This is a genomic window from Brevibacterium pityocampae (assembly GCF_039541555.1).
Classification (GTDB): domain Bacteria; phylum Actinomycetota; class Actinomycetes; order Actinomycetales; family Brevibacteriaceae; genus Brevibacterium; species Brevibacterium pityocampae.
Genome location: NZ_BAABGL010000017.1, coordinates 36,627 through 60,858 on the forward strand (window position 1 = coordinate 36,627; position 24,232 = coordinate 60,858).

The following is a 24,232-nucleotide window of genomic DNA, read 5'->3' on the forward strand; positions in this document are numbered from 1 at the left end:
CGCGACAGAGGAGCAGGCATGGCCGAAATTCTTGCAGCCAATGCACGAGAGATTCTTGATTCCCGCGGCAACCCCACCGTCGAGGTGGAGGTGCTGCTCGAGGACGGCTCGGTCGGCCGGGCCGGAGTGCCGTCGGGCGCATCGACCGGTGAGTACGAGGCCGTCGAGCTGCGGGACGGCGATCCCGAGCGCTACCTCGGCAAGGGCGTGCAGGGCGCGATCGACGCCGTGCTCGACGAGATCAACGACGCGATCGCCGGCATCGAGGCCGACGACCAGCGCCTCGTCGACCAGGTGATGATCGACCTCGACGGGACCGACAACAAGTCCCGACTCGGCGCCAACGCGATCCTCGGCGCCTCGCTCGCCGTGGCCCGGGCCGCCGCGATGTCCGCCGACCTGCCCCTCTACCGGTACCTCGGCGGGCCCAACGCCCACGTCATGCCGGTGCCGATGATGAACATCCTCAACGGCGGCTCCCACGCGGACTCGAACGTCGACATCCAGGAGTTCATGATCGCCCCGATCGGAGCGGCGACCTTCCGCGAGGCCCTCCAGTGGGGTGCCGAGGTCTACCACGCGCTCAAGGCCGTGCTCAAGAAGCGCGGACTGTCCACCGGGCTCGGCGACGAGGGCGGCTTCGCCCCCAACCTCGACTCCAACGCCGAAGCCCTCGACCTCATCATCGAGGCGATCGAGAACGCCGGCCGCCGCCCGGGCAAGGACATCGCGCTCGCCCTCGACGTCGCCTCGAGCGAGTTCTGCGAGAACGGCACCTACACCTTCGAGGGCGGGTCGAAGACCGCCGCGGAGATGACCGCCTACTACGCCGAGCTCGTCGAGAAGTACCCGCTCGTGTCGATCGAGGACCCGCTCGACGAGAACGACTGGGACGGCTGGATCGGACTCACCGACGAGCTCGGCGACGCCGTGCAGATCGTCGGCGACGACCTCTTCGTCACCAACCCGGAGCGCCTGCAGCGCGGCATCGAATCGGGTGCCGCGAACTCACTGCTCGTCAAGGTCAACCAGATCGGCTCGCTGACCGAGACCTTCGATGCGGTGTCGCTCGCGCAGACCCACCAGTACACCGCGATGATCTCCCACCGCTCGGGCGAGACCGAGGACACGACGATCGCCGACCTCGCCGTCGCGACGAACGCCGGGCAGATCAAGACCGGTGCGCCGGCCCGCTCCGAGCGCGTCGCGAAGTACAACCAGCTGCTGCGGATCGAGGAGCAGCTCGGCGACGCCGCGCGGTACGCCGGGCGTGCGGCGTTCCCGCGCTTCCGCGCCTGAGCACGGGTCCGATCGCTCGGCCCGGGTGAGTTCGCCCGGATGAGCCGGAGACGGGTCCGGGCCCGCTGAGCAGGGCCGATCCGTGCGGACACACCGGGGTCAATCCCCGTCGGGGAAGGGAAGGCAGGGCACACTGGGTGTGTCGCGCCTTCCCTTCCCCTATGTGCGATTCCCGAGGTGTCATGAGCAAGCAGCGCAGGCGAGCCAGGTCGAGACCGGCCTCTGCCGCGCCCCCGCGCAGCCGCACCGGCACCTTCCGCAGCACCCGCCCCGCCGCCGTCGCGGCCGCCGATCCCGAATCGGTCGACGTCACCGCGGCCGGCCGGCGGATCTCCCTGCGCAGCCTCATGCTCATCGCCGTCGCGGTGGTGCTCGTGCTGATGTTCGCCCCGAGCATCAGCACCGGGATCCGCCAGTGGCAGCAGATCTCCGCGCTGGAGAAGGACATCGCGACCACCGGCGAGGAGGTCGAGCAGCTCAAGGACAAGCAGGAGCAGCTCCACGACCCGCGCTACATCGAGCGCGTGGCGCGGGAGGAGCAGTTCTACGTCAAGCCGGGGGAGGACGCCTACATCGTCGTCGACGACACCGTCGGCGACACCACCGCGGAAGGCGCCTCGACCGACGCCTCCGGCGACCGCGTCGACCGTCCCGTCCGGTCCCAGCCCTGGTACATCGAGCTCCTCGACTCCCTCAGATCCGTGGGCTACGCGACCAAGGAATCCGCCCCGCCGGAGGAGACCGAGCGCGGGAGCGGCGACGAGGAGCGGGACGCGGCCGCCGCGCGACACAGCACCGAGACCGGAACCGAGGACAGCCGATGATCACCCCGTGCACCACTGCCGACACCGCCACGATCCGCGAGCAGCTCGGCCGGATGCCGCGCGGCGTCGTGGGAGTCGCCGCCCGGTCGGCGGCCGGCGAGCCGCTCGTCGTCGCCACCGCGCCGCGCCTCGAGGACGGCACGCCGTTCCCCACCACCTACTACCTCACCCACCCGGACTACGTCGCCGAGTGCTCGCGCCTCGAGGCCTCCGGGGTGATGGCCGAGTGGACCGCCGAGGTCGCCGCGGACGAGGACCTCGCCGCCGCCTACCGGGCCGCCCACCGCGCCTACCTCGCCGCTCGCTCGCGGATCGGGAAGGATGCCGGGCTCGCCGAGGTCGAGGAGATCAGCGACTTCTCCGCCGGCGGCATGCCCACCCGCGTCAAGTGCCTCCATGCGCTCGTCGGCCACGCGCTCGCCGCCGGCCGCGGCGTCAACCCGATCGGCGACCGCGCCCTCGACCTCCTCGAGGGCGTGCCGAAGCCCGCCTGAACCCGCCCGGACGCCGCACGCGGCACGGGCCGGCGGCACCCGCGCCGCCTGCATCCGCAGGCCCCCGCCCGGCTCGGACCGGACGCCGACTATCCTAGAGTGAAGCCATGACACGTGTAGCCGCCTACGACTGCGGAACCAACTCCCTGCGCCTCCTCGTCGCCGACATCACCGGCGACCGGATCACCGAGCTCGCCCGGGAGACGACCATCGTGCGCCTCGGCCAGGGCATCGACGCGACCGGCGAGTTCGCGCCCGAGGCGCTCGCGCGGACCTTCGCCGCGTGCGAGGAGTACGCCGCGATCGTCGGACCGCTGGCCCCGGAGGCGCAGCGCTTCGTCGCCACCTCCGCCAGCCGCGACGCCGGCAATCGGGAGGAGTTCTTCACCGGGGTGCGCGAGCGCCTCGGCCTCGATGCCGAGGTCATCACCGGCCGGGAGGAGGCCGAGCTGTCCTACCTCGGCGCGGTATCGGGAGTCGCGGACGCGTCGACCACGGCGCCCTACCTCGTCATGGACCTCGGCGGGGGATCGACCGAGCTCGTCCTCGGCACCGACACGGTCGAGCAGGCCTTCAGCATGGACATCGGCTCGGTGCGCCTCACCGAGCGCCACCTCCGCTCCGATCCGCCCACGGAGGGCGAGGTCGCAGCCGCGCTCGCCGACATCGACGCCGCGTTCGCCGAGGCCGAGCAGCACGTCGACGTGTCCCGCGCCCGGACCTTCGTCGGCGTCGCCGGGACCATCACGACGATCACCGCTGCCGCTCTCGACCTCCCGGCCTACGACCGCGAGGCCATCCATGGAGCCGAGCTCACCGCCGAGCAGACCGCGGACACGACGCAGCGGCTCCTCGGGATGACCAGCGAGGAGCGCGTCGGGCTGCCGTACATGCATCCGGGCCGTGCCGACGTCATGGGCGCCGGCGCCCTGATCTACGCCCGGCTGGTCGAGCGGATCGGGCGGCGCGTCCGGGACGCCGGCGGCGAGCTGCGGATCCTCACGAGCGAGACCGACATCCTCGACGGCATCGCGCTGGGCCGGGCGCGCGACGCCCAGGCCTGAGATGACGCGGGTTCCGGTGGACGGCGCGCGGGCGCCTGGCGCGGTGCGCGGTGCACTCGGCGGGGTGTGCGCGCTCGCGCTGCTCCTCGGGGGGCAGGTGCCTGCGCTCGCCGTCGCCGGCGAGGTGCCCGGTCAGCGTGCGACGGCCACCTCGGCGGCGTTCCCGACCTCGGCCGCGGTGCCTTCTGCCGCCGCGATGCCCACCTCGGTGGCCGCACCCGGCACCGGGGTCGCCCCGCCGGAGACCGCGGTCGAGCCCGAGCCCGCACCGGAGGAGTCGGCTCCCGGCACCGCACCGGGCGGCGGCCCCGCGGCCGGCCCGGGCCAGTGGTTCATCGACGACTACGGCATCGACACCCTGTGGGAGCAGACCACCGGTGACGGGGTGACCGTCGCCGTGATCGACTCCGGGGTCGACGACTCGCACGAGAACCTCACCGACACCGTGCGCGATGCCCGCGACTTCAGCGGCTCGGGCACCGACGGCCGCATCCCGATCGGACCGGAGGCCAATCAGCACCACGGCACGGCGGTGGCCGGGGTCATCGCCGGCAACGGCGACGGGGCCGGGCCGACGGGGGTGGCCCCGGACGCGGAGCTCCTGTCCGCCTCGATGTGGCTGGGCTCCGGCCTGCCCGAGGGCGCGAAGTCCTCCCGCGAGCAGGCCGTCGACGCGATCCGCTGGGCCGTGGACAGCGGCGCCTCGGTCATCAACATGTCGCTCGGCTGGGACGACCCGGCCTGGCCCGAGTCCTGGGACGAGGTCTTCGCCTACGCCTACAGCAAGGACGTCGTCATCGTCGCCTGCGTCGGCAACAGCTCGCAGGGTGCGACCCAGGCGTGGTCCCCGTCCACCGTCCCCGGGGTCGTCGGGGTCGGTGGCCTGGGCCAGGACGGTCAGGTGCGCCACCCCTCGACCGCACCCGGCACCGCCGTGGACGTCATGGGCCCGGCCGAGGAGATCCCCGTCCCCTTCCACACCGGCGGCTACGCGCAGGCCGCCGGCTGCTCCTTCGCCGCCCCCGTGGTGTCCGGCGTCGTCGCACTGCTCCGCAGCGCGCACCCCGAGCTCAGCGCGGACGAGGTCGTCGCCGCGCTGGAATCGACGGCCACCGCGGTGCCCGGCCACGACGGGCGCAGCACTCCGGAGTCACCGGACCCGGTGATCGGCTGGGGGAGGATCCAGCCGGTGTCCGCACTCGAGTCCGGACCGCCCGCCGAGGTGCCCGTCGCGGCCGAGGAGCTCGCCTCCTGGGTGCATATGCACCGGCAGGCACCTGCCGAGGACGATGCGGGTCTCTCCGCATCCGCAGGCGGGCCCGAATCGCAGGCCGCGACCGAACCCGGTGGTGCGCGGCCCGCGGCCCGCACCCCCGTGCTCGGACCGGTCGTGCTCATCACCGGGGGCGTGACCGCCCTCGTGCTCGCCGCGCTCGCCCTCGTCCGGGCCCGCCGCGCCGCCCGGGCGACAGCCCCCGCGGAGTCCGCGGACGGCCCGGCAGACGATCCCGGGGAGGACCCTGCAGACGGCCCCGGGGAGGGCCGTGGAACCCGGTAGTGAAAGTTTTCACAAAGCGTTAGCATGAGGACATGGCTTTGATCAGAAACAGCAAACTGCGTCCTCGTATCCTCATCGTCGGCGGCGGCTCCGTGGGCCTGCTCGCTGCTCAGCACCTGCTCAAGAACCTGGGCCGGGGAGAGGCGACGGTCACCGTCGTCGACCCGAACCCGTACATGACCTACCAGCCGTTCCTCCCGGAGGTCGCCGGCGGCAACATCGAGCCGCGCCACGCCGTCGTGCCGCTGCGCCGCAACCTCAAGGGCGCGGAGGTCATCACCGGGGCCGTCACCCGCATCGACCACGCTGCGAAGTTCGTCGTCGTCGAGCCCGAGGGCGATGAGCCGTTCGAGCTCGACTACGACCAGATCGTGCTCGCCGCCGGCTCCGTCGCCCGCACCCTGCCGATCCCGGGTGTGGCCGAGGAGGCCATCGGCCTCAAGCGCATCGAAGAGGCCGTCGCGCTGCGTGACCACGTCCTCAACCGCATCGGCGAGGCGTCCCTCATGGAGAACGACGAGCAGCGCCGCCGCGCCCTGACCTTCGTCTTCGTCGGCGGCGGCTTCGCCGGCATCGAGGCGCTCGCCGAGCTCGAGGACCTCGCCCGCTCCGCCGTGGGCCAGTACGAGACCCTCACCGAGGCCGACCTCCGCTTCGTCCTCGTCGAGGCGATGGGTCGCGTCATGCCCGAGGTCGGGGAGGCCCAGGCCCGCTGGGTCGTCGATCACCTGCGCGAGCGCGGCATCGACGTCTACCTCGAGACCTTCCTCCAGGACTGCACCGACAAGCACTGCAAGCTCTCCAACGGCGAGGAGTTCGACGCCGACACCATCGTGTGGAGCGCCGGCGTCAAGGCCAACCCGGTCCTCGTCGACTCGGACCTGCCGATCGACGAGCGCGGCCGCGTGACCGTGCGCGCCGACCTCCGGGTCGAGGGCGAAGAGGGCGTCGTCGACGGCGCCTGGGCGGCCGGCGACAACGCCGCCGTCCCGGATCTGTCCGGTGGGGGAGTCGGCGGCTTCTGCGTGCCGAACGCGCAGCACGCCGTGCGCCAGGCCCCGGTCCTCGCCGCGAACCTGCTCGCCGCGCTGCGCGGGGAGACCGAGTTCCAGCAGTACTTCCACAAGACCATCGGCTCCGTGGCGGGTCTCGGCCCGTACAAGGGCGTGTCGCAGATGGGCAACTTCGAGGCACGCGGCCTGCTCGCGTGGCTCATGCACCGCGGCTACCACGGCTACGCGATCCCGACCGTGGACCGCAAGGCCCGTGTGTTCGGCAACTGGGCGCTCAACCTCGTCTTCGGACGCGACTCGATGCCGCTCAAGGATCTCGACGTGCCGCGCAAGGCCTTCGTCGAGGCCGCGCACTCGAAGCCGGCTCCCAAGAAGGAGCCCGCGAAGGCCTGATCACCCCGGCCTGCCGGCCCACGTGACCGACACCGCCGCGCCCCGCCTCGGACTCCGAGGCGGGGCGCGGTGCGTCTGCGCTGCGGTGGTGCGGGTCGACGGAGGGTGCGACTCTCAGTCGCACCCTGTGTAGGCTGAGATCACCGGCTCCGCGCGGTGGTGATGCACACCCGGAGCCTGCGCCCTCGTAGCCCAATCGGCAGAGGCAGCCGACTTAAAATCGGTTCAGTGCGGGTTCGAGTCCCGCCGGGGGCACCCGTTTCATGAGTCGCGTCCTCACCCTCCGGGCGCGGGCGATGAGCCCCCAGCCGGGCACGACCCCCGCGGCCAGCATTTTGATGTCGCAGGCCACGGCGATGGACTGCGGGGTGCCGGCGTGTGCTCAGTCCTGCGGGCCTCCGCAGTCGGGGAACGCCGGGCCGCTCGGTTCGTGGGCGGAGTACGCGGCGAGGAACGCACCGGCGATGATCGAGTAGCCCTCGGCGTTGGGATGCAGGCCGTCGGAGAGCGTGTCCACGGTGCCGCGGAGCGGATAGCCGAGGTCGAGGTACTCGACCGCGCGCGCCTCGGCCGCGGTCCGGATCTCGTCCCCGAGCTCGTCGAGCCGCTCGGCAGGGACGTCGTCGCGGTGGAACGGCGAGGTGGCGACGATCGGGGTGTCGGGCAGCGCATCGCGCAGGCCTCCCAGGGTCCTGGCGATCGCGGCCCGCTGATCGGCGTCGGCGGAGTTCGCCGCCGTGGACACGACGACGATGTCCGGTTCCGCCTCGATCGCCTCCGGGACCCGGTCGACGTAGGCCGTGTTCGGTCGGACCCGATTGCTCACCGCGTAGCTCGAGCCGCTGACCGCGATATTGACCTCGTTCCATCCCTGCTGCCGGGCGACGATCGTCGACCAGCGTTCCGACTCGGTGTCGACGCCGGCACCGACGGTGAACGAATCGCCCATGAACACGGCGGTGGGCTCGTTGAGGCAGCCGTGTGCGGCGGTCGGGTCGCCGCTCGGCGCGCCCTCCGCGGGGCCGTCGGCCTGGCGTGGGGCACCGGAGCAGGCGGTGAGGAGGAGTGCGGCGAGCCCGGTGACGGCGAGGAGGGTGCCGCGGACCGACTGTCGGGCGGTGCGGGGATGAGTGGTGCGCGGACGAGGTGCCACCGGGCTCCTTCGGGATGCGGGCGGTGTGCTGGGCCGCTCACGATCGTACCGGCGGTCTCGGTGTCGGTCCCACCTGCCCCGGGTGACGCGGGTTCGACCGGCGGCGGGCACCTCGGGAGCGGCAGTCCGGGGGAATGACAGGACCGGGATGCTCACACTGCGGCGGTTCACTCGCAGTTCACATGCGGGTGAATAGACTGGGAACACGGCCATTCGAAGGAGAATCATGCATCCTCACCAGCGCGAGAACCTGCGCGAGTACATCGACAAGCTGCGGCTCGAGGGGTACACGGTCCAGGAAGGACACACTGCGGACCCCGACCTCATCGACCCGGGCGGCAAGGCCGTGGAGACCTGGCGCGAAGGCTACCCGTACGACGAGCGGCTCGATCGCGAATCCTACGAGATGGAGAAGTACAAGCTCCAGATCGAGCTGCTGAAGTTCCAGTACTGGGGCCAGGACAACGGCCTGCGCCACGTGCTCCTGTTCGAGGGGCGCGACGCGGCAGGCAAGGGCGGCACGATCAAGCGCTTCACCGAGCACCTCAACCCGCGTGCGGCGCGCGTCGTGGCGCTCAACAAGCCCTCGGACCGGGAGCAGGGCCAGTGGTACTTCCAGCGCTACGTCCAGCACCTGCCCACGGAGGGCGAGATCGTGCTGTTCGACCGCTCCTGGTACAACCGCGGCAACGTCGAGCGCGTCATGGGGTTCTGCTCCGACGAGGAGTACGAGACCTTCATGCGTCAGGCCCCGGTGTTCGAGCAGATGCTTCTGGACTCCGGCATCCACGTGACGAAGTTCTGGTTCTCCGTCACCCAGCACGAGCAGCGCACGCGGTTCGCGATCCGCCAGCTCGACCCGGTGCGGCAGTGGAAGCTCTCACCGATGGACCTCGAGTCCCTCGACAAGTGGGAGGCCTACACCGCGGCGAAGGAGGCGACCTTCCTCCGTACGGACACCGACTACGCGCCGTGGGTGACGATCAAGTCGAACGACAAGAAGCGCGCCCGCCTCAATGCGATGCGCTACTTCCTCAACCAGTTCGAGTACGACGGCCGCGACGACTCGGTGGTCCACCCGGCCGACGAGAAGCTCGTGCAGCGCGGACGCGACGCCGTCGGCGACTGAGCCGCAGGGCCTCGCACGGGCAGATCCTGCCCGACTGCGCGGTATCCGAAGAACGACGCGCAATTGCGCGCTTCGTCTCGGATACCGCGCAGTTCGCGTGTGGGGTGAGAGAGAATGGGGCCGGGTGACAGGGGAAAGCCACCCGACCCCACGTGTGTGTCGGCCTGCGCTCGGTCCGCGCCGCGGCCTTGGCTCAGACGGTCTCGGTGCGCTTCGCCTCGGTGCGCTCGGCCTTGCGGGCCTTCCGGCGCGCGCCCGCGCCCATGAAGCTCAGGATCAGCGGGATCAGGGCGCCGAGCAGGATGATGACGCCGACCGCGATCCCTGCATCGATCCAGAACGGGGCGGGGAACAGGCGGATGAGCGCGTCGTCGAGGTAGAACTGCCACGTCCCCTGATCGAAGAACAGGGTGTGGAAGCCGGTGAAGAACCGGTCCCAGCCGAGCACCGCGAGGACCGCGAGCGCGGTGGCGGCGACGAACGTGAGGACGGCGCCCCAGCGGATGCCGTGGCGCAGGCCCGGGCCGGTGCGGCGGGACAGGTAGAGCGCGAACACGACGCCGACGACCGCGGCGATGACGCCGACGAGGTAGAGCAGCTGGACGAGCGCCTTGACGTCGGCCATGTGCGTGATCTCCTCGGCCGCGAACACCGGCACCCCGTTGGGCAGGACGACATCGGCGAGGTAGCGGCTCGAGTCGAGGTTGTTGAGGTAGTCGACGGCATAGGAGCCGTAGTGGAGCCGGTCGTCGGAGGTGAAGCCGTAGTCGTCGACCGGGAACCCGGGACGGTAGAAGTACTCGAACTTGAGGAACAGGCCGGAGGCGACTGCGCGCACCGCGATCGCGGCGAGGACGAACGGCATCGCGAGCGTGATCCAGATCGTGCCGATGACGTCGAGCGCACCGAATCGGCCGGTGCCGGGCACGTCGACCTCGCGCGAGCGGTCTCCGCGGACATCCGCAGTGCCCTTCCGGCCGGCCTTCCCGGTCTTCCCGGTCTTCCCGGCACCGCTCGTGCCCGCCGCCGAGGCGCCTGCGCCGGCTGCTGTGCCGCCGCCGAGGATCGCCCACTCCTCATCGGAGAGCAGCGCCGGCTTCCCGGAGCCCGCGCCCGTGTCGGCACTTGCCTGGGCAGGCTTCGCCGCGGTGTCGGTGCCGGCCGAGCGTGCCGGGGTCTCCCGGGTGGGGCCGGGGTCGTCGTGGAAGGTGTCGAAGGCCTGGGTGTCCTCGAGATGCGAACCGGAGGCCCGGTCGTCGGCCGCCGGGGCGCGGGACGGTTCGGTCCCGGAGCTCAGGCGGCGCGAGAGCAGGTCATCGGAGTTCTTCGGGTCATCGGTAGCCACCCCACCATTGTTCGTCCCCGGCCCGGCCGCGCGGCGGACCGACACGCACTAGCGCCGAACTCGGGGCGCCGCTCAGCCGCCGAGGAGCACCGCGACAACGATCATCGTCGGCACGGACAGCACCGTGGTGATGAACACCGCGTCGCGGGCCAGCCGCTCGGCCTGGTTGTACTGCATCGCGTAGATGTAGACGTTCTGCGCCGTCGGCAGCGCGGAGGTCACGACGATGCCGAGCAGGTCGAGCCCGGAGTATCCGAGCAGCGGACCGCCGATCGCCCAGGCGATCGCCGGCTGGGCGAGAAGCTTGAGCACGGTGATGAGGGTGAGCTGGCGGCGCGAGCCGGGCGCCGGCAGCGTCCAGCCGTCCTTGAGGGAGATCCCGAACGCGAGCAGCGCCCCGGGCACCGCGATCGCCCCGAGCATCCCGAGCGGCTCGTGGATCACTCCGGGCAGCCGCACGCCGGCGACCGAGCACACGACGCCCACAGCGGCACCGATGACGATCGGGTTGCGGAGCACGACGACGATCGCCTTCCACCACTCCCGGGTCGCACCCGGCCGGGTCGCGTCGAGCAGCGCCATGCTCACCGGACCGAGCACGACGAGCTGGAACAGGAGCACCGGTGCGACGTAGCTGAGATCGCCGAGCACATAGGTGGCGATCGGGATGCCGAGGTTGCCGATGTTGACGTAGCCGATCGACATCGCGCTGATCGTCGACTCCCCGAGCGAGCGCCTCCGCCACCACTTCGTCACGATGAAGCCGAGCACCGCGAGGAGCACCGCCGAACCGCCCGTCGCCAGCAGCGCGGAGGAGAAGATCATCCCGACGTCGGTGTCGGCGAGGGTGACGTAGAGGAGCGCGGGGGTCGCGGCGTAGAACACGAGCTTGGCGATGACCTGCTGCCCGGACGGCCCGAGCACCCCGCTGCGGCCGAGGAGCAGGCCGGTGAGCACGACGACGGTGATGACGCCGAAGCCCTCGAGCACTCCGATCACCGCTGCCTCCTTCTCACTCCGCACTCGGCCCGCGCACGGGCCGGTCGGCCCGCCCGTGCGCCTCGGCCCACCTGCGTGCCGCGACCCAGCCTAGACCCGCAGCCGCGGAGGCGAGCGGTCGACCGCACTGCGGGCACGGTGCGCGGCCGCTGCACAGTGCCCGCCACCCGTGCCCGCCGCCCAACGGCATGACCCCGCCACCCGTGCCCGCAGCCCGTGCTCGCCGCCGGCACCTCGCGTCCCGGTAGTCTGGGAGCCGTCATGACCGAGAACCGATCGTCCCGCCCCTCCCGCCGCCGCGGCTCCCGCTCCCGGGGCCGCGGTCACCAGGAGAACGACCGCGGCCGCCGCGGCCCGCGCGAGAACCGCCGCAGCGCCGCCCTGCGCACCGCGCGCCAGGGCTTCGCCCCGCACATCACCTATCCGCCGCAGCTGCCGGTGAGCGAGCACCGCGACACCATCGCCGCGGCGATCCGTGACAATCAGGTCGTCATCATCGCCGGTGAGACCGGCTCGGGGAAGACGACGCAGATCCCCAAGATCTGCCTCGAACTCGGCTACGGCATCGACGGGATGATCGGCCACACCCAGCCGCGCCGGATCGCCGCCCGCGCGGTCGCCGCCCGCCTCGCCGAGGAGCTCGACGCGGAGCTCGGCGGGGGCATCGGCTACCAGGTGCGCTTCACCTCGCAGGTCGCCGACAGCACCCGGGTCAAGGTCATGACCGACGGCATCCTCCTCGCCGAGCTCCAGCACGATCGCCGGCTGTCGGCCTACGAGGTCATCATCATCGATGAGGCGCACGAACGCAGCCTCAACATCGACTTCCTCCTCGGCTCCCTCGCCCGGCTCCTCAAGGAGCGGCCCGACCTCAAGGTCATCATCACCTCGGCGACGATCGACCCGGAGTCCTTCGCCGCCCACTTCGACGACGCCCCGATCATCCGCGTCTCCGGCCGCACCTACCCCGTCGAGGTCCGCTACCGCCCGCTCACCGATGACATCGCGGTATCCGACGACGACGCCGACGGCCCGGGTGCCGACGGCGACTACGAGGCCGGGGCGGCGGACCAGACCGAGGGGATCCTCGCCGCGGTCGACGAGCTCCTCGCCGAACCCCCCGGCGACATCCTCGTGTTCCTGTCCGGTGAGCGGGAGATCCGCGACACCGCCGAGGCGCTCGGCAGCCACCTCGCGCGCCGCCCGCGCACCCAGCACTGGGAGGTCATCCCGCTGTTCTCCCGGCTGTCGTCCGCGGAGCAGCAGCGGGTGTTCGCCGCCCACCGGAACCCGCGCATCGTCCTCGCCACGAACGTCGCGGAGACCTCGCTCACCGTGCCCGGCATCAAGTACGTCATCGACGTCGGCACCGCCCGGATCTCCCGCTACTCCAACCGCACCAAGGTCCAGCGCCTGCCGATCGAGCGGATCTCGCAGGCGAGCGCGAACCAGCGGATGGGCCGCTGCGGGCGCACGAGCGACGGCATCTGCATCCGGCTCTATTCGGCCGACGACTTCGCCTCCCGCCCCGAGTACACCGATCCGGAGATCCTGCGGACCAACCTCGCCAGCGTCATCCTCCAGATGTGCTCCCTCGGGTTCGCCCGCACCGAGGCCGACATCACCGGCTTCCCCTTCCTCACCCCGCCCGACCCCCGCGCGGTGCGCGACGGCCGGATGCTCCTCGGCGAGCTCGGCGCGCTGCGTCACGCCGGGGACGCGATCCGGCTCACCGGGATCGGCCGGAAGCTCGCCCGGCTGCCGATCGACCCCCGGCTGGCGCGGATGCTGCTCGCCGGGGCCGAGGCGGGATGCGGCGGGGAGGTCGCCGTCATCGTCGCCGGGCTCTCCATCCAGGACCCGCGCGAGCGCCCCACCGAGGTGCGCGCCGAGGCCGATGCGCTCCACGCCCGGTTCCGCAACGAGGCGAGCGACTTCCTCTCCCTCCTCACCCTGTGGAACCACCTCCAGGACTCCGCGGCGACCCTGTCGTCCTCGAAGTTCCGCCGGCTCTGCAAGGCGGAGTTCATCAACTTCGTCCGGGTGCGCGAATGGCAGGATCTCGTGAGCCAGCTCCGCTCGCTGCTCGGTGGGGCCGGCGTCCACATCGAGCGCTCCCGGTGGCGCCCCCTCGAGGAGGACGAATCCGGTGCCGCCGGGGCGGTCGGTGCGCCTGCCGGGGACGCCGGCGGCGGACGGCTAGGCGCTCAGCAGGGTGGGAAAGCCCAGCAGGGCGGGAAGGCCCAGGGCGGGAAGACCCGGCGCGGTGGGAAGCCCCGGGGCCCCTACGACGACGAAGCGGTGCAGATCCACCGCGCGCTGCTCACCGGCCTGCTGTCGATGATCGGCGTGCGCACCGAGACCGGGCGCGGCGACCGGGCGGGCGGACGCTCCGGGCGCGGTGAGCGCGGCGGGCCGGGCCGCGAGTACCAGGGTGCGCGCGGCACCCGGTTCGCGATCTTCCCCGGCTCCGGCCTCAGCCGGTCACGGCCGGAGGTCGTCGTGGCCGCCGAGCTCGTCGAGACCTCGCGGCTGTGGGCGCGCACCGTCGCCGTCGTCGAACCCGAATGGATCATCGAGGCCGCCGGACCGCTCGCGCTGCGCCGGCACAGCGAACCCCACTGGTCGCAGCGCAGCGGTTCGGCGATGGCCTACGAGACGGTGACGCTCTACGGGGTGACCCTGAGCAGCGACCAGCGGGTGGGCTACGGGAAGATCGATCCGGTCGTGTCCCGCGAGCTGTTCATCCGCCACGCGCTCATCGACGGCGAATGGCGGGAGAGCCACGCCTTCCTCCGCCGCAACGCCGCCGCGATCGCCGAGGCCGAGGAGCTCGCCTCCCGGGTCCGCAACCGACGCCTGCTCGCCGAGGACGAGGTGCTCTTCGACTTCTACGACGCCCGCCTGCCGGAGACCGTGGTATCCGGCGCCCACTTCAACTCCTGGTGGAAGACGGTCCGGCAGGACCAGCCCGAGCTCCTCGACATCCCGGTCGAGGCGCTGCTGAGCGACGACTCCGCCCAGCTGTCCTCCCGGGCCGCCGCCGACTTCCCGCTCGAGTGGCCCCTGCCCGACGGCACCGCCGCCCGGCTGCGCTACGCCTACGACCCCGGCTCGACGTCCGACGGGGTGACCGTCGAGATCCCCGCCGACGCCCTCGAGACCGCCGATGCCGACGCCTTCACCTGGCAGGTGCCCGGCCTGCGCCACGAGCTCGTCACCGCGCTCATCCGCTCCCTGCCCAAGGCCAAGCGCCGCTACTTCGTGCCCGCCCCCGACGTCGCCTCCGAGGTCCTCGCCGGCCTCACCCCGTACGAGGGCCGGCTGCCCGAGGTGCTCGCTGCGTCGCTCACCGCCCGCGCCGGGGGAGGGGAGCTCACCGACCTCGTGCCGATCACCGTCACCGCCGACGACTTCGACCGCACCCGGATCCCGCCCCACCTCGTCATGGAGTTCGCCGTCATGCGCGGGGAGAAGGCCGTGACCCGCGACCGGGACCTCGGCGCCCTGCGCACCGCGGTCCCCGCCCCGGCACCGGCAGCCCGCGCCACCAGCACCGGGTTCGCCGAGCGCACCGGGCTCACCGGCTGGACCTTCGGGGAGCTGCCGGGGCCGATCGAGCAGGGGTCGGTGACCCTCCACCCCGGCCTCCGCGACGACGGCGACGCGGTGACGCTCACCGTGTTCCGGGACGCAGACGAGGCGCGCCGGGAGACGCAGCGCGGCATCGTCCGACTCCTCGCCCTGCGCCAGACCGAGGCGCTCGCGCACGTCACCCGCGAGCTGCCCAATGCCGACAAGCTCGTGCTCGGCGCCCACCGGACCCCGGGCCACGACCCGCTGCAGGACGCGGTTCTCGCAGCGATCGCCGGACTGCCGGCAGTGCAGGAGGACGGTCCGGCGGTGCGGACGGAAGTCGAGTTCGAAGCGCTCGCCGTGCGGGTGAACGCTGCGATCATCGCCGCCCTCGAATCGACCGCGGCGCTCGTCGCGGAGATCCTGCGGCTCGGCGACACGCTCGACCGTGCGGTGACGAAGGCCTCCTCGCTGACCCTGCTCGCCAACCTCGCCGACGTCAAGGACCTGCGCGCCGACCTGCTCGCCGCCGGCTTCGTCTCAGCGACCCCACCGGCGCAGCTGCGCCGCCTGCCGGTGTACCTCGCCGCCGCGCTGCACCGGGTGGAGAAGATGGGGGAGTCCGCCGGCCGCGACAAGCAGCTCATGGACCGCGTCCGCGCCGTCGAGGCGAGCGTGCGCACCAAGCTCACCCGGACCACCCGCCTGGAGCCCGCCCCGACCGCGCAGCTGAGCGCCCGGCTGGGGGAGGACTGGAACCGCGTGCTGTGGGACCTCCACGAGCTGCGGGTCTCCCTCTTCGCCCCGCACCTCGGCACCGCCCACACCGTGTCCGAGCAGCGCATCGCCAAGGCGCTCGCGAAGATCTGAGGACGCGCGCAACCCGCCGGCGAAGGGGGAGATCCCGCGATTCCTGCAGTCTCCCGCACAATCCGACCAGGATCCGGGGGTGGGTGCAGGAATCGCGGGACTTCCGCATCCTGCCCCGCCGGGCGCGCTCAGCCCGGGATCAGTGGCCGAAGATCAGGCGGAGGCTGATGAGCACCATGACGATGCCGATCGCGATGTCGACGATCTGCCACACCCGGGGCCGGGCGGCGTACGGGGCGAGCGCATGGGCGCCGAACCCGATCGCTGCGAACCAGGTGATCGATCCGAGGACCGCGCCGGCGGTGAACGCCCAGCGGTCCGTCCCGAGCTGGTTCGCGAGGCTGCCGATGAGGAGCATGGTGTCGATGTAGACGCCGGGATTGAGGAAGGTCAGCGTGAGCGTGGTGATGATGACGGTCCGCAGCCGCACGGAGCCCCGGGTCGCGGTGAGCCCCTCGGGCTTCGCCGCGGAGCGGAACGAGGTGTAGGCGAACCACAGCAGGTACGCCGCGCCGCCCCAGCGGAGCAGGTCGAGGAGGATCGGCGCGCGCTCGACCACCGCGCCGATCCCCGCGGTGCCGAGCACCATGAGCAGCGCGTCGGCGACCGAGCAGATGACGACGACGAGCGCGACGTACTCGCGCCGCATGCCCTGCCGCAGCACGAAGGCGTTCTGCGGGCCGACGGCGATGATGAGGGACCAGCCGGTGAACATCCCGGTGATGACATGTGTGAGCACGCAGTCGACTCTAGATCCGGCCCGGTATCAAGTGAAGCGCAAGAAAATCATCGTGATGCACAATTGCTTCATGCATGCCGATCAGCTCGCCGCTCTCCGCGCCGCCGTCGACCACGGCTCCTTCGAGGCCGGAGCCCGTGCGCTCCACATCACGCCCTCGGCCATGAGCCAGCGCATCCGCACGCTCGAGGCGGGCGTCGGCAGCGTGCTCGTCCTGCGCACCCTGCCGGTCGCCGTCACCGAGGCCGGGCAGGTCATCCTCCGCCTCGCCCGCCAGATCGACCTGCTGGAGACCGAGGCGCTGTCCCGCCTGCCCGGGCGCACCGCGGACGCGGAGAGCGGGGGAGGGTCCGAGGTGCTCGCCCTGCGGATCACCGTCAACGCCGATTCGCTCGCCACGTGGTTCCGACCGGTCTTCGACGCCGCCGCGACGTGGACGGATGCGGTGCTCCAGGTCGAGATCGCCGACCAGGACCAGGCCGACCGGGCGGTCGCCGAGGCGCAGTCGATGGGGGCGACCTCGTCGCGCGCCCGGCCCCACCACGGCTGCCGGGTCACTCCGCTGGGAGTCATGCGCTACGTCGCCGTGGCCGTGCCCGAGCTCCTCGAACGCTGTCCGGCCGGCCCCGGAGTGCCGCAGGGGCTGCACGCCGACATCCACCGGATGCCGATGGTCGACTACGGGCCCGACGACGAGCTGCAGGGGAGGTTCCTCGCCCGCTGGGATGCCGTCCGCCCGCAGCGGCGCACCCTCGTGCCGAGCTCCGCGGAGTTCCTCGCCGCTGTCGAGGCGGGGCTCGGCTGGGGCATGCTCCCCGAGCTCCAGCTCGCCGGCAGCACCGCCGAGCTCGTGCCCATCGCGGCTGCCGGCCGGAACCACATCGACGTGCCGATCCACTGGCACCGGTGGAAGATGCCCTCGGACGTGCTCGAGCGCCTCGAGACCGCAGTCGTCGATGCCGCGCGCGTGCTGCGGCCGTTCGAGGAGGGGGTGCGGCGCCGCAGGTGAACGACCGCGGGACACGGGGGATGAGACGCCGGGGTCGGGAGGCTGGTGATGCGACCCAGGGGATGAGGTGCAGGCGATGAGCGACTGCGGGCCGGGTGCCCCGTCAGGCGGGGCCGGTGAGGCCGAAGAGCAGCCAGCTCACCGGCAGCAGGGCGGCGCAGGCGAGTGCGCCGAGCGCCCAGCCCACCCGCCAGCGCCACGTCCGGCGCCGCGTGCCCACCCACAGGCACACGAGCGTGCCGAGCAGGGAGACGAAGCCGGCGAGCGTGAGGAGCACGAGCCCGACGATCGTCCACGTGTCCGTGCCGAGGCTGACGACGTAGAAGCCGATCTGCCCGATGAGCAGGGAGAACTGGACGGACAGCCACACCAGGGGGAGCGCGCCGAGCGCGGCGACGATGAGCGGCAGGCGGCGCAGCCAGCGGTCGCCGGCGGTGCGGTCGCGGGCGACCCGCGAGTACTCGGACTCTTCCATCACCGCCCACAGTAGCCGCTGACACGATAGGGTGCAGGTGACCCGGCACCCACCCGGTGCTTCAGCTTCCCGAGGAGCCGCCCGTGCGAATAGCGCTGTTCGCCACCTGCATCGTCGACGCGATGTACCCCGATGTCGCCAAGGCCACCGTGCGCATCCTCGAGCGGCTCGGCCACGAGGTCGTGTTCCCGGCCGGCCAGGCCTGCTGCGGGCAGATGCACATCAACTCCGGCAAGTTCCGCGAGGCCTACCCCGTGGTCCGCAACCACGTGGAGGCCTTCGAGGCCGAGGACTGGGACCACGCCGTCGCCCCGAGCGGCTCCTGCGTTGCGAGCCTCGGCCACCAGCACCCGATGATCGCCGAGCACAACGACGACCCGGAGCTCTCCGCGCGCGCCTCCGCCGTCGCCTCCCGCACCTACGAGCTCGCCCAGCTCCTCACCGATGTGCTCGGCGTGACCGACGCCGCCGCGCAGCTCGGCTCGTACTTCCCGTACTCCGTCGTCCACCACAGCTCCTGCCACGGCATGCGCCTGCTCCGGCTCGGCGACCGGCAGCTCGACCTGCTCCGCAGCGTCGAGGGGGCGACCGTGGTGGAGCCGGAGCACCCGGATGCGTGCTGCGGGTTCGGCGGCACGTTCTCGGTGAAGAACCCCCAGGTGTCCGCGGCGATGCTCAGCGACAAGGTCGACGCGCTCGTCACCACCGGGGCCTCCGTGTGCTCCGGCGGGGACGCCTCGTGCCTCATGCACATCGGCGGCGGGCTGCAGCGCACCCGCGAGCTCATGCCCGCTCAGGCCGGCGTGCCGCGCACCGTCCACCTCGCGGAGATCCTCGCCTCGACGAAGGAGGACCCGCTCGTGCTCGAACCCCTGGACGCCCCCGCGTCCCGGACACCGGCGCGGAGCAGCCGCGCCTCCCGGCTGCGCGCGGCGCTGAGGAGCACACCGACCGACCGGACGACGGGAGCCCTGCGATGAGCGTCACCCACCTCGGCATGCCGACCGTGCCCGGCAAGGGCAACATCGTCGAGCCCTCGCCGTTCCCGCAGGTCGCCGAGCTCGAGCTCGGCAAGATCCAGATGCGCACGAACCTGGCGCGGGCCACCTCGACGATCCGCGGCAAGCGGCTCGCCCGCGTCGCCGAGGTGCCGAACTGGGAGGAGCTGCGCGACCACGGCTCGGCGGTGAAGACCGCGGTCATGGACCGTCTGCCGGAGCTCCTCGAGCAGTTCGAGCACAACGTCACCGCGCGCGGCGGCCACGTCCACTGGGCGCGCGACGCCGACGAGGCGAACGCGATCATCGCCCGGCTCGTCGAGGAGCACGCCCCGGTGCTCGACACCGGCCGGCGCGAGGTCATCAAGGTCAAGTCGATGGCGACGCAGGAGATCGGCCTCAACGAGCACCTCGAGGAGATCGGGATCGACGCCTACGAGACCGATCTCGCCGAGCTCATCGTGCAGCTCGGCCACGACCGGCCCAGCCACATCCTCGTCCCCGCCATCCACCGCAACCGCCGGGAGATCCGCGAGATCTTCCTGCGCGAGATGCCCGACGTCGATCCTGATCTCACCGACGACCCGACCGCGCTCGCCGAGGCGAGCCGCAAGCACCTGCGCCGCAAGTTCCTCTCCACCCCGGTCGCGGTGTCCGGGGCGAACTTCGGCATCGCGGAGACCGGCACCCTGTCCGTCGTCGAGTCCGAGGGCAACGGCCGGATGTGCGTGACCCTGCCCGAGACCCTCATCACCGTCATGGGGATCGAGAAGATCCTGCCGCGGTTCGCCGACCTCGGCACCTTCATGCAGCTCCTCCCGCGCTCCTCGACGGGCGAGCGGATGAACCCCTACACCTCGTTCTGGACCGGCGTGACCCCTGGCGACGGACCGCAGAACGTCCACGTCGTGCTCCTCGACAACGGCCGCACCCGCGCCCTCGCCGACGAGCACGGCCGGCAGGCCCTCCACTGCATCCGCTGCTCGGCATGCATGAACGTGTGCCCGGTCTACGAGCGCACCGGCGGGCATGCCTACGGCTCGGTGTACCCCGGGCCGATCGGCGCGATCCTGTCCCCACTGCTCACCGGCACCGACGCCGGGGCCAACGACACCCTGCCGTACGCCTCGAGCCTGTGCGGGGCCTGCTACGACGCCTGTCCGGTGAAGATCGACATCCCGCAGATGCTCGTGCGCCTGCGCAACGAGGACACGGAGACGAAGGCCCGGAAGACCGGTCGGCTGCCCCGCACCCAGCTCGACGCCGCGCTCACCGCGGCCTCCTGGGTGATGTCCGACGGCCGCCGGATGGCGGTCGCGGAGAAGAGCCTGCCGCTCGCCCACCTGCTCACCGGCTCCGAGGGCATCCGCAGCCTGCCCGGCGTGGCGGGGAAGTGGACGCACTCGCGCACCCTGCCGCAGCCGCCCGAACAGTCGTTCCGGTCCTGGTGGAAGAAGGAGCGTGGCACCCGATGAGCCCGCAGACCGCCCGCGCCGAGGTGCTCGCACGCATCCGCTCCGCGCTGCGCCGCGAGGATGCCACTGCCGGCGGCGCGTCCGCCGAGCCGTCCGGCCCGGCCGGAACCTCGGCCGCCGCATCCGCCGCCGCCGCGCAGGTCGGCCCCGCGCCGGCCGACCCCGGCCCCCACCCGGACGGGGACGCGCTCATCGAGCTGCTCACCGACCGGCTGCTCGACTACGACGCGAGCGTCTCCCTGCTCACCGCGGCCGAGGTGCCCGCCCGCATCGCCGAGCTCCTCACCGGGGCGCGCACGATCGTCGTCCCCCATGACCTCGACCCCGCCCACCTCACGGCCCTCACCGCCGAGGTGCTCCCCGACTCCGCCGATGCCCCGCTCGACCTCGCGACCCTCGATTCCGTCGACGCCGTCGTCACCGCCTCGACCGCGGCGGTCGCCGACACCGGCACGATCGTGCTCAGCGGTCCGCAGTGCGGCAGGCGCGCGATCACCCTCGTGCCCGACCACCACGTCTGCCTCGTGCGCACCGCCGACATCGTCAACCGGGTGCCCGCGGCCGTGGGGATCATCGAGGAGCGCGGACTCGTCGAGCACCCCCAGACCTGGGTGTCGGGTCCCTCGGCGACCTCCGACATCGAGCTCGAGCGCGTCGCCGGGGTGCACGGCCCGCGCACCCTCGACGTCATCCTCGTCACCGGCTGATCCCGGTGCCCCGGTGCGGTCCGGGCACCGGCACCGAGTCCTGCCCGGAGAGCCCGAGCGCGTAGACTGTGGCGGTGACTTCTGCAGGCACGCCGAACCCGGCCACCATCCGCCGCGAAGCTGCGCGTCGCCGCACCTTCGCCGTCATCTCGCACCCCGACGCGGGCAAATCCACGCTCACCGAGGCGCTCGCACTCCACGCCCGGGTGATCGGGCAGGCCGGCGCCACCCACGGCAAGGGCGGCCGCCGGGCCACCGTGTCGGACTGGATGAAGATGGAGCAGGATCGCGGCATCTCGATCTCCTCGGCCGCCCTCCAGTTCGAGTACCGCGACACCGTCATCAACCTCCTCGACACCCCCGGCCACGCCGACTTCTCCGAGGACACCTACCGGGTGCTGTCGGCCGTCGACTGCGCGGTCATGCTCGTCGACGCCGCGAAGGGCCTCGAGGTGCAGACGATGAAGCTGTTCGAAGTCTGCCGGCACCGGAACATCCCGATCATCACCGTCATCAACAAATGGGACCGGCCCGGACTCGACGCGCTCGCCCTCATGGACGAGGTGTTCGAGCGCACCGGGCTCACCCCCACCCCGCTGACCTGGCCGGTCGGGCAGTCCGGCGACTTCCGCGGCGTGCTCGACCGGGCCGGCGGCACCTTCACCCGCTTCACCCGCACCGACGGCGGCGCGACGATCGCCGGCGAGGAGACCCTCGATGCGGCCGCCGCCGAGGCCGCCGAGGGAGAGGCCTTCACGAACGCCGTCGAGGAGTCCGAGCTGCTCGACCTCGAGGACCAGAACCACGACCAGGAGGCCTTCCTCGCCGGCCGCACCACCCCGGTGATGTTCGCCTCCGCGGTCCTCAACTTCGGGGTCCACAAGCTCCTCGACACCCTCGTCGACATCGCGCCCGCCGCTGAGGCCCGACCGGACCGCGACGGCGAGCCGCGCCCCGTCGACGCCCCCTTCTCCGGATTCGTGTTCAAAGTGCAGGCGGGGATGGACACGAACCACCGCGACCGGCTCGCCTACATCCGCGTGTGCTCCGGCGTGTTCGAGCGCGGCATGGTCGTCACCCACGCCTCCACCGGCAAGCCCTTCGCCACGAAGTACGCCCAGCAGGTGTTCGGCCGCGACCGCGAGGTCGTCGACGAGGCGTTCCCCGGTGACGTCGTCGGCCTCGTCAACGCCTCCGCGCTGCGCGTCGGCGACTCCCTCTACCTCGACAAGAAGGTCGTGTTCCCCGAGATCCCGACCTTCTCGCCCGAGCACTTCATGGTCATCCGCGCCAAGGACTCCTCGAAGTACAAGCAGTTCCGCCGCGGCATCCAGCAGCTCGACCACGAAGGCGTCGTGCAGGTCCTGCGCTCGGACCTGCGCGGCGACCAGGCGCCCGTCGTCGGGGCCGTCGGCCCGATGCAGTTCGAGGTCGCCGAGGACCGGATGGTCAACGAATTCAACGCCCCGTGCACGCTCGAGCGCCTCAACTACTCGCTCGCCCGCCGCACCACGCCCGAATGCGTGAGCACGCTCGCCCGCGAGCGCTCCGTCGAGGTCCTGTCCCGCTCCGACGGCGAGCTCCTCGCGCTGTTCTCCGACCGCTGGCGCCTGGCCGGGGTCGAGCGCGAGCATCCCGACCTCGTGCTCGAACCGCTCGTCGTGTCCTGAATCGCCGACGGGAGGTCGATGGGCGCCGCGGGCCGGCGCTCAGCACCGTCCGGGGGCACCACCCGGGGACCTGGGGCGCACCGGCGAGCGCGCCTCGGCGCGGCTTTTGGTCGGGTGCCGGGGGAGGACTAGGATGGAGTGTTGTGCCTGAGACTTCCGCGCGCGCGTGCGGCGCTCGGCGGAAGAGCCCCGCTTCGGGTTCCTCACACATTCGCTGCAGAATCCCAGTGCAGGTCCGAGAAGGAGAGTTCGACCAAGTGGCAAACCAACCGATCCGAGTCGCGATCGCCGGTCTCGGCAATTGCGCGACCTCGCTCATCCAGGGTGTCGAGTACTACAAGGACGCCGCACCCGATGAGCAGATCCCCGGCCTCATGCACGTGAACTTCGGGGACTACCACGTGGGCGATCTCGACTTCGTCGCCGCCTTCGACGTGGACGCCGCGAAGGTCGGCCTCGACATCGCCGACGCCCTCCAGGCCTCGCAGAACAACACGATCACCATCACCGAGGTGCCCGCCACCGGCGTCCAGGTGCAGCGCGGGCCCACCCTCGACGGGCTCGGCCGCTACTACCGCGAGACCATCGAGGAATCGACCGCGGAGCCCGTCGACGTCGCCGCGGTGCTCCGCGAGCGCGAGGTCGACGTCCTCGTCTGCTACCTGCCCGTCGGCTCGCAGCAGGCCACCGAGTTCTACGCTCAGGCCGCGATCGACGCCGGCGTCGCCTTCGTCAACGCCCTGCCGGTCTTCATCGCCGGGACGAAGGAGTGGGACGAGAAGTTCCGCGCCGCCGGCGTGCCGATCGTCGGCGACGACATCAAGAGCCAGATCGGGGCGACGATCACCCACCGCGTCATGGCGAAGCTGTTCGAGGACCGCGGCGTCATCCTCGACCGGACCTACCAGCTCAACGTCGGCGGCAACATGGACTTCAAGAACATGCTCGAGCGCGAGCGCCTCGAGTCGAAGAAGATCTCGAAGACGCAGGCCGTCACCTCGAACACCTCCGCCCGGCTGTCCGAGCGCGACGTGCACATCGGCCCGAGCGACTACGTCGCCTGGCTCGACGACCGCAAGTGGGCCTTCGTCCGGCTCGAGGGCCGCAACTTCGGCGACGCTCCGGTGTCGCTCGAGTACAAGCTCGAGGTGTGGGACTCGCCGAACTCCGCCGGCGTCATCATCGACGCCGTGCGCGCGGCGAAGATCGGGCTCGACCGCGGCGTCGGCGGGCCCCTGATCTCCGCGTCCTCGTACTTCATGAAGTCCCCGCCGGAGCAGCAGCACGACGACGCCGCGAAGGCCGCCGTCGAAGCCTTCATCCGGGGTGACATCGAGCGCTGACGCGCCTCTGCGCACTCCGCCGTTCCGGGCCCGCCGCATCGCGGCGGGCCTGCGGCGTTCCCGGGCGCTCGGAGACGGGTGAGCGGCGACCGGTCCGCG

At 71.8% G+C, this 24,232-nt stretch carries 19 protein-coding genes and 1 tRNA gene; 15 read left to right on the forward strand and 5 right to left on the reverse strand.

What is annotated here, in order from left to right; genetic code table 11:
* The first annotated feature begins 18 nt into the window (after positions 1-18).
* The 7 genes from eno (at position 19) to ABD883_RS10975 (ending at position 6,900) form a co-directional block, all read left to right on the forward strand.
* Positions 19-1,299, forward strand: a complete 1,281-nt coding sequence (eno, locus tag ABD883_RS10945) for a phosphopyruvate hydratase (RefSeq protein WP_137319151.1) — start codon at positions 19-21, stop codon at positions 1,297-1,299.
* 182 nt (positions 1,300-1,481) lie between these two features.
* Complete coding sequence (locus ABD883_RS10950; protein ID WP_175406911.1) at positions 1,482-2,123, forward strand: FtsB family cell division protein; 642 nt, start codon at positions 1,482-1,484, stop codon at positions 2,121-2,123.
* A complete protein-coding gene (locus ABD883_RS10955) occupies positions 2,120-2,617 on the forward strand; it encodes a DUF501 domain-containing protein (protein ID WP_137319153.1) in 498 nt (165 codons plus the stop codon). The genes ABD883_RS10950 and ABD883_RS10955 overlap by 4 nt, the downstream gene beginning before the upstream one ends.
* Before the next feature lie 107 nt (positions 2,618-2,724).
* A complete protein-coding gene (locus tag ABD883_RS10960) occupies positions 2,725-3,681 on the forward strand; it encodes a Ppx/GppA phosphatase family protein (protein ID WP_295688125.1) in 957 nt (318 codons plus the stop codon).
* 43 nt (positions 3,682-3,724) lie between these two features.
* A complete protein-coding gene (locus ABD883_RS10965) occupies positions 3,725-5,239 on the forward strand; it encodes a S8 family peptidase (protein ID WP_295688123.1) in 1,515 nt (504 codons plus the stop codon).
* 32 nt (positions 5,240-5,271) lie between these two features.
* Entirely contained in the window at positions 5,272-6,645 is a 1,374-nt protein-coding gene (locus ABD883_RS10970) for an NAD(P)/FAD-dependent oxidoreductase (RefSeq protein WP_137319155.1), read from the forward strand.
* Positions 6,646-6,826: 181 nt separating this feature from the next.
* Positions 6,827-6,900 (forward strand) — tRNA-Leu (locus ABD883_RS10975).
* Between the two features lie 127 nt (positions 6,901-7,027).
* On the opposite strand, the gene ABD883_RS10980 is transcribed toward ABD883_RS10975, so the two are convergent.
* Positions 7,028-7,798, reverse strand: a complete 771-nt coding sequence (locus tag ABD883_RS10980; protein WP_345032076.1) for an SGNH/GDSL hydrolase family protein — start codon at positions 7,796-7,798, stop codon at positions 7,028-7,030.
* 226 nt (positions 7,799-8,024) lie between these two features.
* Here ABD883_RS10980 and ppk2 point away from each other — a divergent pair, with 226 nt between their 5' ends.
* Positions 8,025-8,927 (forward strand): polyphosphate kinase 2, encoded by a 903-nt coding sequence (gene ppk2, locus ABD883_RS10985; RefSeq protein WP_345032078.1) that lies wholly within the window; start codon positions 8,025-8,027, stop codon positions 8,925-8,927.
* 193 nt (positions 8,928-9,120) lie between these two features.
* On the opposite strand, the gene ABD883_RS10990 is transcribed toward ppk2, so the two are convergent.
* Together ABD883_RS10990 and ABD883_RS10995 are read right to left on the reverse strand one after the other, a co-directional pair.
* Positions 9,121-10,272 (reverse strand): TIGR01906 family membrane protein, encoded by a 1,152-nt coding sequence (locus tag ABD883_RS10990; protein WP_345032080.1) that lies wholly within the window; start codon positions 10,270-10,272, stop codon positions 9,121-9,123.
* A gap of 72 nt (positions 10,273-10,344) precedes the next feature.
* A complete protein-coding gene (locus ABD883_RS10995; protein WP_295688108.1) occupies positions 10,345-11,271 on the reverse strand; it encodes an AEC family transporter in 927 nt (308 codons plus the stop codon).
* 261 nt (positions 11,272-11,532) lie between these two features.
* On the opposite strand from ABD883_RS10995, the gene hrpA reads away from it, so the two are divergent.
* Positions 11,533-15,717, forward strand: a complete 4,185-nt coding sequence (gene hrpA, locus ABD883_RS11000; protein ID WP_345032085.1) for an ATP-dependent RNA helicase HrpA — start codon at positions 11,533-11,535, stop codon at positions 15,715-15,717.
* Between the two features lie 139 nt (positions 15,718-15,856).
* Here hrpA and ABD883_RS11005 read toward each other — a convergent pair whose 3' ends face one another.
* Positions 15,857-16,456, reverse strand: a complete 600-nt coding sequence (locus ABD883_RS11005) for a LysE/ArgO family amino acid transporter (protein ID WP_425548440.1) — start codon at positions 16,454-16,456, stop codon at positions 15,857-15,859.
* Positions 16,457-16,526: 70 nt separating this feature from the next.
* Between ABD883_RS11005 and ABD883_RS11010 the strand changes: the two genes are divergently transcribed.
* Positions 16,527-17,465: an ArgP/LysG family DNA-binding transcriptional regulator gene (locus ABD883_RS11010; protein ID WP_345032087.1), complete on the forward strand. Its 939-nt coding sequence runs from the start codon at positions 16,527-16,529 to the stop codon at positions 17,463-17,465.
* A 103-nt stretch (positions 17,466-17,568) separates the two neighbouring features.
* On the opposite strand, the gene ABD883_RS11015 is transcribed toward ABD883_RS11010, so the two are convergent.
* The gene (locus tag ABD883_RS11015) at positions 17,569-17,940 is read right to left on the reverse strand and encodes a hypothetical protein (RefSeq protein WP_295689980.1); all 372 of its coding nucleotides are present in this window, start codon (positions 17,938-17,940) and stop codon (positions 17,569-17,571) included.
* An 83-nt stretch (positions 17,941-18,023) separates the two neighbouring features.
* Here ABD883_RS11015 and ABD883_RS11020 point away from each other — a divergent pair, with 83 nt between their 5' ends.
* From ABD883_RS11020 to ABD883_RS11040, 5 genes are all read left to right on the forward strand, one after another.
* The gene (locus ABD883_RS11020) at positions 18,024-18,920 is read left to right on the forward strand and encodes a heterodisulfide reductase-related iron-sulfur binding cluster (protein WP_345032089.1); all 897 of its coding nucleotides are present in this window, start codon (positions 18,024-18,026) and stop codon (positions 18,918-18,920) included.
* The gene (locus ABD883_RS11025) at positions 18,917-20,413 is read left to right on the forward strand and encodes a lactate utilization protein B (RefSeq protein ID WP_345032092.1); all 1,497 of its coding nucleotides are present in this window, start codon (positions 18,917-18,919) and stop codon (positions 20,411-20,413) included. Before ABD883_RS11020 ends, ABD883_RS11025 begins: the two co-directional genes overlap by 4 nt.
* The gene (locus tag ABD883_RS11030) at positions 20,410-21,120 is read left to right on the forward strand and encodes a LutC/YkgG family protein (protein ID WP_345032094.1); all 711 of its coding nucleotides are present in this window, start codon (positions 20,410-20,412) and stop codon (positions 21,118-21,120) included. Before ABD883_RS11025 ends, ABD883_RS11030 begins: the two co-directional genes overlap by 4 nt.
* A 74-nt stretch (positions 21,121-21,194) precedes the next feature.
* Complete coding sequence (locus ABD883_RS11035; RefSeq protein ID WP_247618814.1) at positions 21,195-22,790, forward strand: peptide chain release factor 3; 1,596 nt, start codon at positions 21,195-21,197, stop codon at positions 22,788-22,790.
* A 257-nt stretch (positions 22,791-23,047) separates the two neighbouring features.
* The gene (locus ABD883_RS11040) at positions 23,048-24,133 is read left to right on the forward strand and encodes an inositol-3-phosphate synthase (protein WP_137319166.1); all 1,086 of its coding nucleotides are present in this window, start codon (positions 23,048-23,050) and stop codon (positions 24,131-24,133) included.
* Positions 24,134-24,232 lie beyond the last annotated feature (99 nt).

Bases quoted from the DNA above. Each gene is read 5' to 3' on its own strand.
- ABD883_RS10960 (WP_295688125.1), top strand. From the start codon at position 2,725: ATGACACGTGTAGCCGCCTACGACTGCGGAACCAACTCCCTGCGCCTC.
- ABD883_RS10950 (WP_175406911.1), top strand. From the start codon at position 1,482: ATGAGCAAGCAGCGCAGGCGAGCCAGGTCGAGACCGGCCTCTGCCGCG.
- hrpA (WP_345032085.1), top strand. From the start codon at position 11,533: ATGACCGAGAACCGATCGTCCCGCCCCTCCCGCCGCCGCGGCTCCCGC.
- ABD883_RS11010 (WP_345032087.1), top strand. From the start codon at position 16,527: ATGCATGCCGATCAGCTCGCCGCTCTCCGCGCCGCCGTCGACCACGGC.
- ABD883_RS11030 (WP_345032094.1), top strand. From the start codon at position 20,410: ATGAGCCCGCAGACCGCCCGCGCCGAGGTGCTCGCACGCATCCGCTCC.
- ABD883_RS11015 (WP_295689980.1), bottom strand. From the start codon at position 17,940: ATGGAAGAGTCCGAGTACTCGCGGGTCGCCCGCGACCGCACCGCCGGC.
- ABD883_RS10955 (WP_137319153.1), top strand. From the start codon at position 2,120: ATGATCACCCCGTGCACCACTGCCGACACCGCCACGATCCGCGAGCAG.
- ABD883_RS11025 (WP_345032092.1), top strand. From the start codon at position 18,917: ATGAGCGTCACCCACCTCGGCATGCCGACCGTGCCCGGCAAGGGCAAC.
- eno (WP_137319151.1), top strand. From the start codon at position 19: ATGGCCGAAATTCTTGCAGCCAATGCACGAGAGATTCTTGATTCCCGC.
- ppk2 (WP_345032078.1), top strand. From the start codon at position 8,025: ATGCATCCTCACCAGCGCGAGAACCTGCGCGAGTACATCGACAAGCTG.
- ABD883_RS10970 (WP_137319155.1), top strand. From the start codon at position 5,272: ATGGCTTTGATCAGAAACAGCAAACTGCGTCCTCGTATCCTCATCGTC.